Source organism: Duganella kummerowiae, assembly GCF_053572355.1.
The window spans coordinates 105,245-121,121 of the sequence record NZ_JBKFEH010000008.1; the positions used below are offsets into that span (position 1 = coordinate 105,245).

Here is a 15,877-nt window from a genome sequence, read left to right on the forward strand (position 1 = left end):
TGTCGTCTTCCTGTCACGCGGCGCGGGCGCACATGGCCTGGCCGAATAAGAGATGCTGGCGGATAGGACCGATATCGGTGCCCTTCTGGATCAGATCAAAGTACCAGGGGCCGTCCTGCACGTCGCCGTACAGCACCGCGCCGACCACGCGCTGGTCCTTGAGCACCAGGCGCTTGTAGACGCCGCGGCGCGGATCGCGCAGCACCAGGTCTTCGCTGCCCTCGCCGCCGATGAAGTCGCCCACCGAGTATAAATCAACCCCGGTCACTTTCAGGCGCGTGGGCGAGGTTTGCTGCACGTAGCGGCGGTGGCCGGCGCCGGCCAGGTGGGCGCCGGCCACGCGCGCCTGGTCCCAGATCGGCGCCACCAGGCCGAAGGTGGCGCTACGGTGCTGCACGCATTCGCCCACGGCGTAGATGCGCGGGTCGTAGGTTTGCAGGGTATCGTCCACCACGATGGCGCGTTCGCAATGCAGGCCGGCCGCTTGCGCCAGCGCGATGTTGGGGCGCACGCCGGCCGTCATCACCACCAGGTCGGCCGGGATGGTGCTGCCGTCGGCGAAGCGCACCCCGGTGACGCGGTCCGGTCCCGTGATCTCGGCGGTCTGTGCGTTCATCAGGAAGCGCAGGCCCTTGGCTTCCAGCGCCTTTTGCAGCAACTGGGCGGCCGGCTGGTCCAGCTGCTGGTTCATCAGCACGCTGGAGACATGCACCACGGTGACGTCCATGCCCTGGCGCTGCAGGCCGTTGGCGGCCTCCAGGCCCAGCAGGCCGCCGCCGATCACCACCGCGTGGCGGTGGTTGCGCGCCATGGCCAGCATGGTTTCCACATCCTGGATGTCGCGGAAGGCCAGCACGCCCGGCAGCTCGTGGCCGGGCACCGGGATGATGAAGGGCTTGGAGCCGGTGGCGATCAGCAGGCGGTCGTACTTCACCTCCAGCCCGGAACGGGCGCGCACGATGCGGCGGCGGCGGTCTATCCGCTCGACCGGGTCGCCCGCGTGCAGGGTGATGCCGTGCTGGGCATACCATTCGCGGGTATGCAGCATGATGTCGTCCATCTTCTTCTCGCCGGCCAGCACCGGCGACAGCATGATGCGGTTGTAGTTCCCGTGCGGCTCGGCGCCGAACACGGTGATCTGGTACAGGTCCGGGGCCAGCTTGTGCAGCTCCTCGACCGTGCGCATGCCGGCCATGCCGTTGCCGATGACTACCAGGGATGGCTTCATGATGCTCTCTCAGGCGCCAACCAGGACCATGCCGCCGTCCACGCGCACCGGATAGGTGCCCACCGAATGCTCGGGCGCTTCCAGGCACTCGCCGGTCTGCAGGTCGAAGTGCTGCTTGTAGATGGGCGAGGCCACCACGATGCGCTCGCCCAGGCTGCCGACCAGGCCGCGCGACAGCACCGAGGCGTCCGAATTGGGGTCGTAGTTATCGATGGCGAACACGCGCGGCCCGCCGTCGTCCACATGGAACACGGCCACCTGGCGCCCATTGACCAGGGCGCACACGCCGGTGTTGGGGACGATGTCGTCCAGGCTGCAGATGGAGATCCAGTTGTCGGTTTGTATGTCGCGGTGCATGAGAGTCTCCTAGTGTTCAGGCGATGGCGGCGATGGGGATGACACGCTTGCGTTCTTCCACGGTGGCCGGACGGATCTGGCCGCGCTCCTCCATGAACAGCACGTTGTTGTCGCCCTGTTCGCTGTTGACGAAGTGGCGGAAGCGCTTGCGGGTCTCGGGATTCTCGACCGCTGCCTTCCACTCGCAGGCGTAGGTATCGACCACATGCTGCATGTCCTGTTCCAGCTCGGCGGCGATGCCCAGCTTGTCGTCGATGACGACGGACTTGAGGTAATCCAGGCCCCCTTCCATGTTGTCGCGCCAGGTGCTGGTGCGCTGCAGGCGGTCGGCGGTGCGGCTGTAGAACATCAGGAAGCGGTCCACGTACTTGACCAGGGTGGCCTTGTCCAGGTCCGAGGCGATCAGCTCGGCGTGGCGCGGCTTCATGCCGCCGTTGCCGCACACGTACAGGTTCCAGCCCTTCTCGGTGGCGATGATGCCGACGTCCTTGCCCTGCGCCTCGGCGCACTCGCGGGTGCAGCCGGACACGCCGAACTTGATCTTGTGCGGCGTACGCAAGCCCTTGTAGCGGTTTTCCAGCTCCACCGCCAGGCCCACCGAGTCGCCCACGCCGTAGCGGCACCAGGTCGAGCCCACGCAGGACTTCACGGTGCGCAGCGACTTGCCGTAAGCGTGGCCGGACTCGAAGCCGGCCGCGATCAGTTCCTCCCAGATCAGCGGCAGCTGCTCGACGCGGGCGCCGAACAGGTCGACTCGCTGGCCGCCCGTGATCTTGGTGTACAGGCCGTATTTCTTGGCCACGGTGCCGACCGCGATCAGGCCGTCAGGCGTGACTTCGCCGCCGGCCATGCGCGGCACCACCGAGTAGGTGCCATCCTTCTGGATGTTACCCAGGAAGTAGTCGTTGGTGTCCTGCAAGCTGGCCAGTTCCTTCTTCAGCACGAAGTCGTTCCAGCAGGTGGCCAGGATGCTGGCGGCCAGCGGCTTGCACACGTCGCAGCCCAGGCCCTTGCCATGCCTGGCCAGCAGTTCGCTGAAGGTCTTGATGCCGCCCACGCGGATCAGGTGGAACAGTTCCTGGCGCGAGTAGGCAAAGTGTTCGCACACGTGGTTGTTCACTTCCATGCCCAGCTTGGCCATCTCGGCCTTCATCACCTGGGTCACCAGCGGCACGCAGCCGCCGCAGGAAGTGCCGGCGCCGGTGCAGCTTTTCAATTCGCCTATGGTGGTGGCGCCGGCCGCCACGGCCTTGCACAGGGCGCCCTTGGAAATGTCGTTGCAGGAGCAGATCTGGGCGCTGTCGGGCAGCGCGTCCACGCCCAGCGCGGGCTTGGCGGCGCCGTCCGACTGCGGCAGTATCAGGAACTCGGGCGACTCGGGCAGCTCTATCTTGTTGAGCATCATTTGCAGCAGGGTGCCGTATTCGGCCGCGTCGCCCACCATGACGCCGCCCAGCAGGTAACGCCCGCAGTCGGACACCACGATCTTCTTGTAGATCTGCTTGCGCTCATCGGTGAACTGGTAGGAGCGCGCACCTTCGGCCTTGGCGTGCGGGTCGCCGATGCTGGCCACGTCCACGCCCATCAGTTTGAGCTTGGTGCTCATGTCGGCGCCGGCGAATTCGGCCGCTTCTCCCAGCATGTGCTTGGCGGCCACGCGCGCCATCTCGTAGCCGGGCGCCACCAGACCGTAGATCATGCCGCCCCACAGCGCGCATTCGCCTATGGCGTACACGTCAGGGTCGGAGGTGACGCAGTTGTTGTTGATCTCGATGCCGCCGCGCGGGCCGATGGTCAGGCCGGCCTCGCGCGCCAGCATGTCGCGCGGGCGTATGCCGGCCGAGAACACGATCATGTCGGCTTCCAGGTGGCCGCCGTCGGCGAATTCCATGCGGTGGGTGGCGCTCTCGCCATCGACGATGGCGGTCGTGTTCTTGCCGGTGTGGACAGTCACGCCCAGCTGCTCGATCTTGCGGCGCAGGACGTAGGCGCCGGCATCGTCCACCTGCACCGCCATCAGGCGCGGCGCGAATTCGACCACGTGGGTGTCCAGCTTCATGTCGCGCAAGGCCTTGGCGCATTCCAGGCCCAGCAGGCCGCCGCCTATCACCACGCCGGACTTGGCGCGCTGGCCACATTCCAGCATGGCTTCCAGGTCTTCGATGGTGCGGTAGACGAAGCAATCCTTGCGGTCCTTGCCCGGCAGCGGAGGCACGAAGGGATAGGAGCCGGTGGCCATTACCAGCTTGTCGTAGGGGAGGACCTCGCCTTCGCCGGTGGTGACGGTCTTGGCCTTCACATCGATGGCGGTGGCGCGGGTGTTCAGGCGCAGCACCATACTCAGTTCCGTATCCTTGCGGTCGAAGAAGCCTGGCTTGACCAGCGACAGGTCCTCGGCCGATTTCCCCGAGAAGAATTCGGACAGGTGCACGCGGTCGTAGGCCGGGCGCGGTTCCTCGCACAGCACGGTGACCTGCAGGTTGGAGGCGCCGCCGTTGGCCAGGCTTTCCAGGAATTTGTGGCCCACCATGCCGTGGCCGATAACGATGATCTTCATGACTGTTCCTTTAAACGGGGGCGACTGCGGTTTCTTGTACGGTGGCGCTGCTGAAGCGCGCGGCCAGGGCGCACAGGGCGGAGATGGCCACCAGGATGCCGAGAATGCTGAGGGTACGCTGCACGTCGCCGGTGCCCTTCATCAGGAAGCCGGCGGCCACCGCGCCCACGTTGCCGCCGGCGCCGATGATGCCGGCCACGCCGCCCAGGGCGCGCTTGTCGACGAAGGGCACCACGGCGTAGGTGGCGCCGCAGGCCATGTGGGTGAACAGGCCGAACACCAGCATGGCGGCAATGGCCAGCGCGGCGTTGCCGGCGTGGGCGAACATCAGCAGGCCGGCGCCCTCGCCCAGCATCAGCACGAACAGCAGGGTGACGCGGTTGTTCAGGTTGCCGGCGGCGGCAAACTTGTCGGATACCCAGCCGCCCAGGGCGCGGGCGAACAGCGCCAGCAGGCCGAAGCTGCCGGCCGCCATCCCGGCCTGCGCCAGCGACAGCTTGAAGTGGTCGACGTAGTAGGTGGCGGCGATGTTGTGGATGAAGATCTCGATGCCGAAGCAGGCGCCGTAGGTGATGAACAGCAGCCACACGCGGTAGTTGGCGGCGGCCAGCTTGAACGAATCCCACCCGCCTTTCTTGCCTCCGTCGATGGCGATGCCGGCCGCACGCAGTTCCTTGAAGTTACCCTGCGGGCAGTCCTGGGTAAAACGGTAGTAGACGAAAGCCATGATGATCATCAGCACGCCCGGCACGATCAGGGCGGCGCGCCAGCCGTAACCCTCGCTCACGCCCAGCATGATCATGGCGGTCATCAGCAGCGGCATGGCGGCTTGCGCCACGCCGCCGCCGGCGTTGCCCCAGCCGGCGGCGGCCGCGTTGGCGGTGCCCACCACCTTGGGCGCGAACATCACCGAGGTGTGGTACTGGGTGATGACAAAGCTGGCGCCGGCCGCGCCTATGGCGAGGCGGAAGAACAAGAAGCTCTCATAGGTCTGGGCGAAGGCCACGCCGATCACGGGGATGGAGCCCAGCAGCAGCAGGCCGGTGTAGGCCTTGCGCGGGCCGTAGTGGTCGCACAGCGGGCCGACGATCAGGCGCACGAGGATGGTGACGGCCACGGCCGCGATATTGATGTTGGCGATCTGCCCCGGCGTCAGGCCGAATTCGCCTTTGATCACCGGCATCAGCGGTGCGCAGGCGAACCAGGCGAAGAAGCACACAAAGAACGCCATCCAGGTCAGGTGGAAGGCCCGCATCTGGGGCGTGGAGATCGAGAAGAGCTTGATGCTGGTAGCTTTGCTGGCCATGTTTTATCCCGTTCAAAAAACAAAAAGGCGCCCGCTCAACCTCAGGCCGCAAAGACCGGGTTGGGCGGACGCCGTTGTCCTGCCGGTCCGTCCTTGGACCAGCCATGTATTCGTGCTTACTGCAGGAGATCGCCGTTGACCTCTTGGCGTTTATCTATGCAATCAGCGTGCCAGGCGGTTTCAGGGGCAAATGGGGGCAAAAGCTGCTGGAGGGAATGAAAAGCTGGGATTTGGTGCAATGTTGCGGTGCATCGCGCACGGTATCGGTGCGCGGGAACGGTGCACACCTAGGGGCAGCGGGTGATGGTGATGGCGACCGGGTCGCTGGCCGGAAAACTGGCCGCCAGGGCATCGTCCAGCGCCGATTCCTCGTGCTGGGCATCCGATACGGGCGCATTACCGGCGGCGGGAACAGCGGCGTTGCGCAGCCGCTGGCTCAACATCAGCGTCCGCATCACCGTTTCGGTGGCGAGGCCCTGATGCTGCATATAGCTGAGCGCGGCGCCCGCGCTCCACAATTCCAGGGCACTGTCCGCCCAGTCCAACAAGGTCAGATCGGGACGCATGGCCTCGATGCCGGCGCGCCTGCTCGTCATGGCGCGCTCCTGAACAGCCGTTTCAGCCCGATGTCGATATCGGCCATGGCCAGGTGGACAGCCCAGTCGCAGGCGTCCTCCTCGCTGCGGCGGCCGTCGATGTCCGGCGCACGCCAGGGCGATACCACCAGCCCCGCCAGGGAGATCTCGTACTCCGGATACCACATGGCGTTGCGCAAGCAGGCAGCGGTTTGAATATCGAAGCCGTCATACGACACGGACCGTAACAACGGTTTGCTGACCATAGCGCCTCCACGATCCGGATTGGCGTTGCGCCAATGAACACAGATCCTAGCAGGCGGGCGGTGTAAGGCCCGTTCGGTACGGGCGGGCAACGATTCAGGCCGAGGCCTTCGCCTGCCCCTCCTGCTGCGCCAGCCCCTGCCACTGGTCGGCGCAGCGCACCACATCGCCCACGATGATGATGCTGGGGCTGCCCAGGCCGCTGTCGCGCAGGGCCTGCGGCAGCTGGCCCAGGGTGGTCAGCAGCTGCTGCTGGTTGGCGCGGCTGGCCGATTGCACCACGGCCACCGGGGTATCGGCCGCTGCACCGCCCGAGAGCAGGCCGGCCTGGATGGCCTCGCAGCGCGCCACGCCCATGTAGATCACCAGCGTCAGGCGGCTTTGCGCCAGCGCCTTCCAGTTGGGTTCCGACGCCGCATCCTTGCCGTGGCCGGTGACGAACACGGCGCCCTGGCTCCAGGCGCGGTGCGTGATGGGCACGCCGATGCTGGTGGGCGCCGCCAGGCCGCTGCTGATGCCGGGCACCACGTCGACCGCAATGCCATGGGCGCGCAGGGTGGCGCGTTCCTCGCCGCCGCGTCCGAACATATAGGGGTCGCCGCCCTTGAGACGCACCACGTGGTGGCCGGCGCGGGCTTCCTGCACCATCAGGCGCTCGATGAATTCCTGCGGCGTGGAGGCGCAGCCGCCGCGCTTGCCGACCTGGATCACGCGCGCCGTGGCCGGCGCATGCGCCATGATGTCCTCGCTGACCAGGTCGTCCACCAGCAGCACGTCGGCGCGTGCTATGGCGCGCATGGCCTTGATGGTCAGCAGTTCCGGGTCGCCGGGACCGGCGCCGACCAGGGTGACACTACCTCGGGTCACACTACCTTGGGTCACACTATCTTGGCTATGCATCATCCTCTCCCTCAAGCTGCGGTGGCCAGCGCGGTGCTGACCATCTCGTCGATCTCGCCCGTGATGTTGGCCAGCACGCCGGCCACCACGGAGAATTCCTTGCCGGCCGGGCCGGCGCGCGCCGCCACGATGCGGGCGTTGAAGGCCACCATGCGCGCCTGCTTGGCAATGGTCTCGATATCGGTGATCACGCCGCGCAGCTGCTTTTTCATCAGGCGCGCGTGCAGCTTGGCCTGTTCCTCGTAGATGGCGGTGATCTGGTTGAGGATGGACAGGGTCGGCGTGGTGCTGTTCACCAGCTGCGCCAGCAGCTGCTCGCACTGGGTCCAGCCGCGCTCGATGGCGGTCAAGGTACGCTCGGCCAGGTCCATGAACTGCACGATCTGGCTGTCGCCCTGGAGGGGACCGAAATACGCCTGCTGCAACTCCCTGCAAAACACGCCGGGCAATCCGTCCGCTTCCTTCAGCAGCGCCGCATGGGCGCCGCGGAACAGCCCCAGCGCCTCGCGCGCCGTGGCCAGCGCATCGGCCTCGCCCTGGCGCGCCAGCAGCGCGTACAGCACGATGCGCTGCGAGGTGAAGCGGCGCCGGCCCGACAGGTTGATCAGCGCACCGAACACCTCGCCCGGGATGGGTTTGGCGTCGGCGGCCGGGACGGCGGACGGGATTGCGGCGGCTGACATTACGCGGCTTCCTTGGCGGGATGGGCTTGTTTGCGGTACAGGAATTCCAGCACGGCGCTGCGGTACTCGGTGTAGCGCGCATCCTGGGCCAGGGCCACGCGGTCGCGCGGGTGCTCCAGTTCCACGTTGACGATCTCGCCTATGGTGGCGGCCGGGCCGTTGGTCATCATGACGATGCGGTTGGACAGCAGCACCGCCTCGTCCACGTCGTGCGTCACCATCACCACGGTGGACTTGGTGGCGGCCACGATCTTCAGCAGCTCGTCCTGCAGGTGGGCCCGGGTCAGCGCGTCCAGGGCGCCGAAGGGCTCGTCCATCAGCAGCACCTTGGGCTCCATGGCCAGCGCGCGGGCAATGCCGACGCGCTGCTTCATGCCGCCCGAGATCTCGTGCGGGCGCTTTTGCTCGGCCGCCGTCAGTCCCACCAGCGCCAGCGCGTTCATGGTGCGTTCGCGCAGCTGGCTGCGGGTCTCGGCGCGGCCGAACACGCGCTCCACGCCCAGGTGGATATTCTCGTAGCAGGTCAGCCAGGGCAGCAGCGAATGGTTCTGGAACACCACCGAGCGCTCCGGCGACGGGCCGGCAATCTCGCGGTTGGCGCACAGCAGCACGCCGTCGGTGGGCTTCAGCAGGCCGGCGATCAGGTTCAGCAGGGTGGACTTGCCGCAGCCCGAGTGGCCGATCAGGGTGATGAATTCGCCCTTGCGCACTTGCAGGTTGATGTCGCGCAGCGCATGGAACACGCCCTTTTTGGTGTGGAACACCATCTCGGCGTTCTGGATATCGATGAATTTCGGATCTTCCATGATGCCCCCCTCAGTTGGCGACTTGTTCGTAGGTGAATGCGCGGGCCAGTGCCATCAGCGCCTGTTCCAGCAGCAGGCCGACCACGCCAATCACCACGATGGCGATGATGATGTGCGGCACGTTCAGGTTGTTCCACTCATCCCATACCCAGAAGCCGATACCGACGCCGCCGGTCAGCATCTCGGCCGCCACGATCACCAGCCAGGCGGTGCCGATGGCCAGGCGCACGCCGGTCAGCATGTAGGGCAGCGCCGAGGGCAGCAGGATCTTGGTCAGGATTTTCCACTCGCTCAGGTTCAGTACGCGCGCCACGTTCATGTAATCCTGCGGCACGCGCTGCACGCCGACGGCAGTGTTGATGATCATGGGCCAGATCGAGCAGATGAAGATGGACCAGATGGCGGCCGGATTGGCCGACTTGAACACCAGCAGGCCGATCGGCAGCCAGGCCAGCGGCGAGACCGGCTTGAGCAGGCTGATGATGGGACCGAACATGGCGTTCAGGAAGCCGACCCGGCCGATGGCAAAACCCAGCGGGATGCCGACCAGGGCGGCCAGGCCGAAGCCCACCGCCACCCGCTGCAGCGAGGCCAGCACGTTCCAGCCTATGCCCTGGTCGTTCGGGCTGTTGCGGTAGAACGGGTCGGCAAACAGCTTGGCGGCTTCCCCGAAGGTGGCCAGCGGGGTCGGGAAGCTGCTGTTGTTGGCGGCGATCAGCTGCCACACCAGCACCATCAGGGCCAGGCCGGCCAGCGGCGGCAGCACTTTTTTCAGCAGGGTGGCGGCGCGGCCCGGACCGCGCGCGGCCAGCGACACCGGCGCGCGCGGCGGACGCGGACGCACCGGGGCGCCAGCGTTGGCCGGGCTGGCATCGGTGGCCAGCACGGCGGCGACATCGGTGATGGCGGCCGCAGGCTGCAGCGGGGCTCCAGTTTTCAACATGGCGCTCATGACATTTCCTTTTCAAAAGGTGAATGACGCTCAGGCTTTGACTTTGAAGGAGGCCGCGTAGGCCTTGGGGTTCTTGCCATCCCAGACTGAACCGTCCATGAGCTTGGAGCTGCGCAGCGGGCTCTTGGGCACGGGGGTGCTGGTCATGGCGGCGGCATCCTTGTACAGCTGGATCTGGTTGACCGAAGTGGCGACCGCCAGGTAATCCGGGTCATCCTTCAGCAGGCCCCAGCGGCGGTGCTGGGTCATGAACCACATGCCGTCCGACAGGTAGGGGAAGTTGACCGCGCCATCGTTGTAGAACTTCATGTGGTTGGGATCGTCCCAGGTCTTGCCCAGGCCATTCTGGTAGCGGCCCATGATGCGCTGGTCGATGGCGTCCTTGCTGGTGTTGACATAGGACTTGTCGGCGATGGCCTCGGCCATCTTGTTCTTGTTGGCCAGCGAGGCGTCGATCCACTTGCCCGCCTCCAGGATGGCGGCGATGGCGGCGCGGCAGGTGTTCGGGTACTTTTTCGCAAATTCCAGCGTGCAGCCCAGCACCTTTTCGGGGTGATCCTTCCAGATGTCCTGGGTGGTGGTGGCGGTAATGCCCACGCCGTCCATGATGGCGCGGTGGTTCCACGGCTCGCCCACGCAGAAGCCGTCCATGTTGCCGACCCGCATATTGGCCACCATCTGCGGCGGCGGCACGGTGATGACCTTGGCGTCCTTCATCGGATTGATGCCGTTGGCGGCCAGCCAGTAGTACAGCCACATGGCGTGGGTGCCTGTCGGGAAGGTCTGGGCAAAGGTGTAGTCGCGCTTGTCGCTGTTCATCAGCTTGGCCAGCGAGGCGCCGTCCACCGCGCCCTTGTCGGCCAGTTTCTTGGACAGGGTGATGGCCTGGCCATTGTTGTTCAGGCTCATCAGGACGGCCATGTCCTTCTTCTGGCCGCCGATGCCCATCTGCACGCCGTACAGCAGGCCGTACAGCACGTGGGCGGCGTCCAGGTCGCCGTTGTTCAGCTTGTCCCGCACGCCGGCCCAGGAGGCTTCCTTGCTGAGCACGAACTTCACCCCGTATTTCTTATCGAAGCCCAATACCGAGGCCATGACCACGGAAGCGCAGTCGGTCAGCGGAATGAAGCCGATCTTGATTTCCTCCTTTTCCGGCTTGTCCGACCCTGCCGCCCACACACCGCCTGTTGCCAATCCCAACATACTTCCTCCCGCTACCAGAGCTGCACCATGAATAAAATTCCTGCGGGGCACATTAACGGTGTCCGTTACCTCTGGCAAGGTGCTTTTCTCGTGTAGCTGGTGGTCTTTCATGGTCATCCCTTTGTAGTCGGCTTTAACTGGTTGGGGCAAAAAAAAACGTCCACCCTCATGAACGGATTCATGATCGGTAGACGTCGTTGTCTGGTGGATTCCACCGCCGTTGGCGAAATCGCAGCAAGCGCATCATTGCGCTTTGCCTATAGCGTATGCAATGAGCGTGCCAGGCACTCTCAGGGGCAAATCGGTTTCAAAGGGAGGAATGCGCACCGCTTGGTGGCGCATTGGTGAACATTAACGCACCGCGATTGCGCAATGCATCATTCTGGATGGTGCATCAGCCCAGCAAATCCTCGACGTCGAGGATGCGCTGCGCCACGTCGGACAGCTTGAGGTTCTTGCTCATGGCCATGGAGCGCAGCTTTTGATACGCCTGCTCCTCGGTGAAGTTCTGGCGCTGCATCAAGAGGCCCTTGGCCCGCTCGATCACCTTGCGCTCGGCCAGCTTGCTCTTGGTGTCGGACAGCTCCTCCAGCAGCTTCTGCTCGCGCTTGAAGCGCGCCAGGGCCACGTTGAGCACCGGCTTGATGCGGTCGCTGTGCAAGCCGGCCACGATGTAGGCCGACACCCCGGCCGCCACCGCCGCCTCCATGCTCTCCTGGTCGTCGCTCTCGGTGAACATGACGATGGGGCGGCGCTCGTCGCGGGTGGCGATGACGATGTGCTCCAGCACGTCGCGCGCGTCGGACTCGGCGTCCACGATGATCATGTCGGGCTGCAGCTGGGCGATGCGCTCGGGCAGATACATATCGGGCGGCAGCGAGGCGATGATGTCATAGCCCGCTTCCAGCAGGCCGATGCGCAGGATACGGGCCCGTTCGGCCTGGGCGCGCAATGCCTCGTCGTCCTCCAGTCCAGCGTGGATGATGGTGTTGACTACGACTATGCGCAAGTTGCGGGAGCTCATCATGGGGACACGGTCGGGGCATTGGCTTACGGCGAAGCAAGAACCAAACCAGTATTCGGAATGTGGATTTCGAGATTCTACGGTACAACCGCCGGATTTCGCCAGCCCGGCCTGCGCCGCGCCTCAGTCCGCGTCAGTCCGCGTCAGTCCGCGTCAGTCCGCTCAGCCGGCGTGTCGGCAAACTGCTGCTCGACCATCGCCAGCAGCGTGGCCTGCATCTGCTGTTTTTCCTGTTCGGTAAAACGGCGGATGTTGAGCATTTCCAATAACACAAACCCATCCAGCGTGGTCCATACCGACAGCCCTACCCCTGCGCTGTCCTGGAAGCGCGCCAGGGCTTCGGTGCCGGTTTCATACATGCGGCGCACCGGGCCCATCACCGCCGGGTAGGTCGATGAGGCCACCAGCAGGCTGCCCATCAAGCGCTTTTCCCGCTCGCTGAGACCGAAAGCATAGTGGATGCGTGCGGTGAGGAAATGCTTCAGGGAATGGGGGTCCGCCCCCGGCGGCGCACAGTTGGCCTCCAAGCGCGAGTACATGCGCTCCACCAGCCCCACTAGCAAGGCTTCCTTGGATTTGAAGTGATAGATCAAGCCGCCCTTGGTGATGCCAGCCCGGGATGCAACCTCGTCCAGTGTGACAAGGTGCACTCCCCCCTCCGCCAGGATGGATTCGAGGGCGTTCAGAAGCGCATCGCGGTTGCTGCTGCGCGCGCTATAAGTTGGGTTCATGACCGTTGTTTTTAGGTGTAAGTGTTAACCGTAATTTTACTACACCCCCTCTCCCAAGGCGGCCTGTATGCGATGCATATGCGGCATTGCAATCATGTTTTCCAAAAACAAATGGTGTACTATCCGTGCAGTATAGTTAAACCAGTTAAAGGGAGAGAAAGTTGAAGTTGAAATATCGTTTAATGCTGGGTTTGGGGCTGCTGGTGTCGTTGGCGCTGGTGATAGGCGGGGCCGGCATGCTGAGTGTGAAGGCACTGGACCGCAACGTGCGGGAGATTCTCGACATCAATAATCCGGAAATGCTGTACGCCGGCGAACTGGCGGCCTCGATCCAGGATCGCATGATCGCGGTACGCAACATCATCCTGCTGAGCGATGCCGGCATGCTGGAAAAGGAACAGGAACGCATCAGGAAACAGGACGCCATCTATCGCGACAACTATATCAAGCTGGGCCGGCTGTTCGATCAGGAACCGTCCACCACGGCCGAAGAAAAGCAGCTCTACGCCCTGCTGCAGGAACAGGAGCGCGCCGCGCTGCCCGTGCTGCAGGAAGTGGTCGATGCGGGATTGAGCGGCGATCACCAGCGCGCCACCGAGCTGGCGATCAACAAGCTGCGTCCGCTGCAGCGGGCCTGGGTCGATGCCGCGGCCAGGCTGAAAGCCAAGGAAATCGCCCTGAACGAGGAGGCCGGCGTCTCCGCCAAGGACAGCGCCGCGCGCGCCTACGGCATCATCGCGGTGCTGAGCGGCGCCGTGCTGCTGATGGGCATGGCCATCAGTACCATCCTGCTGCGCGGCACCATGCGCCAGCTGGGCGGCGATCCGACCGAGGCCCAGGCCCTGGCGCGCGCGATCGCCAGCGGCGACCTGGCCCACGGCATCGATACCGCGCACCTGCCGCGTGACAGCCTGCTGGCGTCGCTGGAACAAATGCGCGTCAGCCTGAACTCCCTGGTCAGCGAGATCCAGGGCTCGGCCGATGCCATCGCCAGCGCATCCGGCCAGATCGCCGAAGGCAACAACGACCTGTCGCGCCGCACCGAGTCCCAGGCCTCGGCGCTGGAGCAGACCGCCGCCAGCATGGAGGAGATCACTTCCACCATCGGCAATAACAGCGACAGCGCCGCGCACGGCCAGCGACTGGCCGAGACCGCGCTACACAGCGCCGCCGCCGGCGGCCAGGTGGTGGCGCGGGTGATGGCCACCATGGACCAGGTGTCCAAGAGCAGCACCCGCATGACCGAGGTGATCGGCACCATCGAGGGGATCGCCTTCCAGACCAACATCCTGGCCCTGAACGCGGCGGTGGAAGCGGCGCGCGCAGGCGAGCAGGGCCGCGGCTTCGCCGTGGTCGCCAGCGAGGTGCGCGCCCTGGCGCAGCGCTGCGCGGCCGCCTCGCACGAAATCCGCCAGCTGATCCTGGCCTCGGTGTCCGATATCGATAGCGGCTCATCCGCCGTGACCGAGGCGGGACGCGCCATGAGCGACATTTCCAGCGCCATCGACAGCGTGAACAACATCATGCGCCAGGTGGTGGCGGCCTCGGTGGAACAGCGCTCGGGCGTGGAGCAAGTCAACGCCGCCATTACCAGCATGGACGACGTGACCCAGCAGAACGCCGCGCTGGTGGAAGAAGCCACCGCAGCCACCCGCGCCCTGGCCAGCCAGGCCGAGAGCCTGCGCGCCAACGTGTGCCGCTTCCAGATCGCGCCGGCCAGCCAGGTCCAGGGCCGGGCCCTGGCCCTGATGGCCTGATGCGCTGCCGACTGGCCGCGCTGGCGTGGCTCCTGCCGGCCGCCTGCGCGGCGGCGGCGGCTCCGCCGCCGCTACACCTGCCCCTGCACTTGCATCTGCTCAGCGTCGAAGCCCCTCCCTACGTGCAGGCAGGGCCTGACGGCCGGGCCGGCGGTGCGGCGGCCGACCTGGTGGCGGCCCTCTGCGCGCGCGTGCACGTGCAGCCGCAGGTGCGGCTGTACCCGCTGGCGCGGGCCATGGCCCTGATGCGCCACGGCGACGCGGACGGCATGTTCATTGTCGCCAGGACGCCGGAACGGGCCGCGCGCTACGCATTTTCGGCCCAGCCGCTGCTGCGCCAGGAACTGGTGCTGTTCGTGCGCCGCGACTCGGCGCTGCGCTACGACGGCAAGCTGGCCAGCCTGTCCGGCCACACCCTGGGGCTGGTGCGCGGGGCCAGCCATGGCGTAGCCATCGATACCGCCGTGGCGGGCGGCACGCTGGCCCGGATCGACTACTCGGCCAGCGCGGAAGCGAGCTTCCGCAAGCTGCTGGCCGGCCGCGTCGACGTGGTGGTCAGCGACCGGGCCGGCGGCTGGGCCACGCTGCACAGGCTGGGCGCGGCGCAGCGCGTGCGCCTGGCCGGGGCCGCGCTGCAGGCCAGCCCGGGCTACCTGATGTTCAACCGCCAGCGCGTGGCGCCGCGCTTGCTCAAGCGGATAGACGACGCCATGGCCGGCATGCGCCAGGATGGCAGCGCTCAGCGCATCCGCAGCCGCTACGGACTGCGCTGAACGGCCCTGGAGGCCAGCGTCTTACAGGCCGTCGATCGCGGCGTAGCGCTGCAGCCGCGCCGCCATGCGCGGCGCCAGTTCGTGGCCGGCCGCCACCGTCATGCCGAGGTCGTGCAGCTTGCCGTCGCGCAGGCCATAGACCCAGCCGTGCACGGTCAGCTCCTGGCCGCGTTCCCAGGCATCCTGCACGATGGTGGTCTGGCACACGTTGTTGACCTGCTCCACCACGTTCAGCTCGCACAGGCGCTCGGAACGGCGTGCGCTGGGCAGGGTGTCGCCCAGGTAGCGCTCATGCTTGTGGCCCACGTCCTGCACGTGGCGCAGCCAGTTGTCCACCAGCCCCACCCTAGTGCCGGTCAGGGCCGCGTGCACGCCCTTGCAGCCGTAGTGGCCGACGATGATGACGTGCTTGACCTTCAGCACCTCGATGGCGAACTGCAGCACCGACAGGCAGTTCAGGTCGGAATGCACCACCACGTTGGCGATGTTGCGGTGGACGAAGACGTCGCCCGGCAGCAGGCCCAGCAGTTCATTGGCCGGCACCCGGCTGTCCGAGCAGCCTATCCACAGGTATTCCGGCGAGGCTTGCTGCGCCAGGCGCTGGAAGTAGCCGGGGTCGCGCGCCACCTGGGCCTCGGCCCAGTGCCGGTTGTTGTCCAGCAGATGATGCAGCGGCGATACGCCCTGCTCCGGGTCCGGTACGCTCATGGTGTTCCTCTCTCTACATGAAAAGACCGCCGGTCTGCGTGATGCGGAGCGGC

At 65.8% G+C, this 15,877-nt stretch carries 16 protein-coding genes; 2 read left to right on the forward strand and 14 right to left on the reverse strand.

Translation table 11 applies throughout. The features are described from left to right. Positions 1 to 13 precede the first annotated feature (13 nt). The 13 genes from ACLB1G_RS08280 to ACLB1G_RS08340 all read right to left on the reverse strand — a co-directional run bounded on the left by ACLB1G_RS08280 (position 14) and on the right by ACLB1G_RS08340 (position 12,586). Positions 14 to 1,228, reverse strand: a complete 1,215-nt coding sequence (locus ACLB1G_RS08280) for an NAD(P)/FAD-dependent oxidoreductase (protein WP_491626728.1) — start codon at positions 1,226 to 1,228, stop codon at positions 14 to 16. 9 nt (positions 1,229 to 1,237) lie between these two features. Beyond that, entirely contained in the window at positions 1,238 to 1,585 is a 348-nt protein-coding gene (gene nirD / locus ACLB1G_RS08285) for a nitrite reductase small subunit NirD (RefSeq protein ID WP_491626729.1), read from the reverse strand. A 16-nt stretch (positions 1,586 to 1,601) separates the two neighbouring features. Then, positions 1,602 to 4,142: a nitrite reductase large subunit NirB gene (nirB, locus tag ACLB1G_RS08290; protein WP_491626730.1), complete on the reverse strand. Its 2,541-nt coding sequence runs from the start codon at positions 4,140 to 4,142 to the stop codon at positions 1,602 to 1,604. A gap of 10 nt (positions 4,143 to 4,152) precedes the next feature. After that, the gene (locus ACLB1G_RS08295; RefSeq protein WP_491626731.1) at positions 4,153 to 5,448 is read right to left on the reverse strand and encodes an MFS transporter; all 1,296 of its coding nucleotides are present in this window, start codon (positions 5,446 to 5,448) and stop codon (positions 4,153 to 4,155) included. Between the two features lie 287 nt (positions 5,449 to 5,735). Further along, entirely contained in the window at positions 5,736 to 6,044 is a 309-nt protein-coding gene (locus tag ACLB1G_RS08300; protein WP_491626732.1) for a hypothetical protein, read from the reverse strand. Next, the gene (locus ACLB1G_RS08305; protein WP_491626733.1) at positions 6,041 to 6,289 is read right to left on the reverse strand and encodes a hypothetical protein; all 249 of its coding nucleotides are present in this window, start codon (positions 6,287 to 6,289) and stop codon (positions 6,041 to 6,043) included. Before ACLB1G_RS08305 ends, ACLB1G_RS08300 begins: the two co-directional genes overlap by 4 nt. Positions 6,290 to 6,383: 94 nt before the next feature. Next, complete coding sequence (gene cobA / locus ACLB1G_RS08310) at positions 6,384 to 7,187, reverse strand: uroporphyrinogen-III C-methyltransferase (protein ID WP_491627263.1); 804 nt, start codon at positions 7,185 to 7,187, stop codon at positions 6,384 to 6,386. An 11-nt stretch (positions 7,188 to 7,198) separates the two neighbouring features. Beyond that, positions 7,199 to 7,870 (reverse strand): methyl-accepting chemotaxis protein, encoded by a 672-nt coding sequence (locus tag ACLB1G_RS08315; RefSeq protein ID WP_491626734.1) that lies wholly within the window; start codon positions 7,868 to 7,870, stop codon positions 7,199 to 7,201. Continuing rightward, positions 7,870 to 8,676 (reverse strand): ABC transporter ATP-binding protein, encoded by an 807-nt coding sequence (locus ACLB1G_RS08320; RefSeq protein ID WP_491626735.1) that lies wholly within the window; start codon positions 8,674 to 8,676, stop codon positions 7,870 to 7,872. Before ACLB1G_RS08320 ends, ACLB1G_RS08315 begins: the two co-directional genes overlap by 1 nt. Before the next feature lie 10 nt (positions 8,677 to 8,686). Next, complete coding sequence (gene ntrB / locus ACLB1G_RS08325; protein ID WP_491626736.1) at positions 8,687 to 9,628, reverse strand: nitrate ABC transporter permease; 942 nt, start codon at positions 9,626 to 9,628, stop codon at positions 8,687 to 8,689. A gap of 30 nt (positions 9,629 to 9,658) precedes the next feature. Further along, the gene (locus ACLB1G_RS08330; protein WP_491626737.1) at positions 9,659 to 10,948 is read right to left on the reverse strand and encodes a CmpA/NrtA family ABC transporter substrate-binding protein; all 1,290 of its coding nucleotides are present in this window, start codon (positions 10,946 to 10,948) and stop codon (positions 9,659 to 9,661) included. A 277-nt stretch (positions 10,949 to 11,225) separates the two neighbouring features. Further along, a complete protein-coding gene (locus ACLB1G_RS08335) occupies positions 11,226 to 11,855 on the reverse strand; it encodes an ANTAR domain-containing response regulator (protein ID WP_491627264.1) in 630 nt (209 codons plus the stop codon). 143 nt (positions 11,856 to 11,998) lie between these two features. Further along, a complete protein-coding gene (locus tag ACLB1G_RS08340; RefSeq protein ID WP_491626738.1) occupies positions 11,999 to 12,586 on the reverse strand; it encodes a TetR/AcrR family transcriptional regulator in 588 nt (195 codons plus the stop codon). A gap of 167 nt (positions 12,587 to 12,753) precedes the next feature. Between ACLB1G_RS08340 and ACLB1G_RS08345 the strand changes: the two genes are divergently transcribed. Continuing rightward, positions 12,754 to 14,343, forward strand: a complete 1,590-nt coding sequence (locus tag ACLB1G_RS08345; RefSeq protein WP_491626739.1) for a methyl-accepting chemotaxis protein — start codon at positions 12,754 to 12,756, stop codon at positions 14,341 to 14,343. Further along, positions 14,343 to 15,116: a substrate-binding periplasmic protein gene (locus ACLB1G_RS08350; protein ID WP_491626740.1), complete on the forward strand. Its 774-nt coding sequence runs from the start codon at positions 14,343 to 14,345 to the stop codon at positions 15,114 to 15,116. The genes ACLB1G_RS08345 and ACLB1G_RS08350 overlap by 1 nt, the downstream gene beginning before the upstream one ends. Positions 15,117 to 15,137: 21 nt before the next feature. Here ACLB1G_RS08350 and can read toward each other — a convergent pair whose 3' ends face one another. Continuing rightward, the gene (can, locus tag ACLB1G_RS08355) at positions 15,138 to 15,824 is read right to left on the reverse strand and encodes a carbonate dehydratase (protein WP_491626741.1); all 687 of its coding nucleotides are present in this window, start codon (positions 15,822 to 15,824) and stop codon (positions 15,138 to 15,140) included. Between the last annotated feature and the right edge of the window lie 53 nt (positions 15,825 to 15,877).

Coding starts and splice junctions, on each gene's coding strand:
- ACLB1G_RS08280 (WP_491626728.1), bottom strand. CDS start 1,228: ATGAAGCCATCCCTGGTAGTCATCGGCAACGGCATGGCCGGCATGCGC.
- nirD (WP_491626729.1), bottom strand. CDS start 1,585: ATGCACCGCGACATACAAACCGACAACTGGATCTCCATCTGCAGCCTG.
- nirB (WP_491626730.1), bottom strand. CDS start 4,142: ATGAAGATCATCGTTATCGGCCACGGCATGGTGGGCCACAAATTCCTG.
- ACLB1G_RS08295 (WP_491626731.1), bottom strand. CDS start 5,448: ATGGCCAGCAAAGCTACCAGCATCAAGCTCTTCTCGATCTCCACGCCC.
- ACLB1G_RS08300 (WP_491626732.1), bottom strand. CDS start 6,044: ATGACGAGCAGGCGCGCCGGCATCGAGGCCATGCGTCCCGATCTGACC.
- ACLB1G_RS08305 (WP_491626733.1), bottom strand. CDS start 6,289: ATGGTCAGCAAACCGTTGTTACGGTCCGTGTCGTATGACGGCTTCGAT.
- cobA (WP_491627263.1), bottom strand. CDS start 7,187: ATGCATAGCCAAGATAGTGTGACCCAAGGTAGTGTGACCCGAGGTAGT.
- ACLB1G_RS08315 (WP_491626734.1), bottom strand. CDS start 7,870: ATGTCAGCCGCCGCAATCCCGTCCGCCGTCCCGGCCGCCGACGCCAAA.
- ACLB1G_RS08320 (WP_491626735.1), bottom strand. CDS start 8,676: ATGGAAGATCCGAAATTCATCGATATCCAGAACGCCGAGATGGTGTTC.
- ntrB (WP_491626736.1), bottom strand. CDS start 9,628: ATGAGCGCCATGTTGAAAACTGGAGCCCCGCTGCAGCCTGCGGCCGCC.
- ACLB1G_RS08330 (WP_491626737.1), bottom strand. CDS start 10,948: ATGACCATGAAAGACCACCAGCTACACGAGAAAAGCACCTTGCCAGAG.
- ACLB1G_RS08335 (WP_491627264.1), bottom strand. CDS start 11,855: ATGAGCTCCCGCAACTTGCGCATAGTCGTAGTCAACACCATCATCCAC.
- ACLB1G_RS08340 (WP_491626738.1), bottom strand. CDS start 12,586: ATGAACCCAACTTATAGCGCGCGCAGCAGCAACCGCGATGCGCTTCTG.
- ACLB1G_RS08350 (WP_491626740.1), top strand. CDS start 14,343: ATGCGCTGCCGACTGGCCGCGCTGGCGTGGCTCCTGCCGGCCGCCTGC.
- can (WP_491626741.1), bottom strand. CDS start 15,824: ATGAGCGTACCGGACCCGGAGCAGGGCGTATCGCCGCTGCATCATCTG.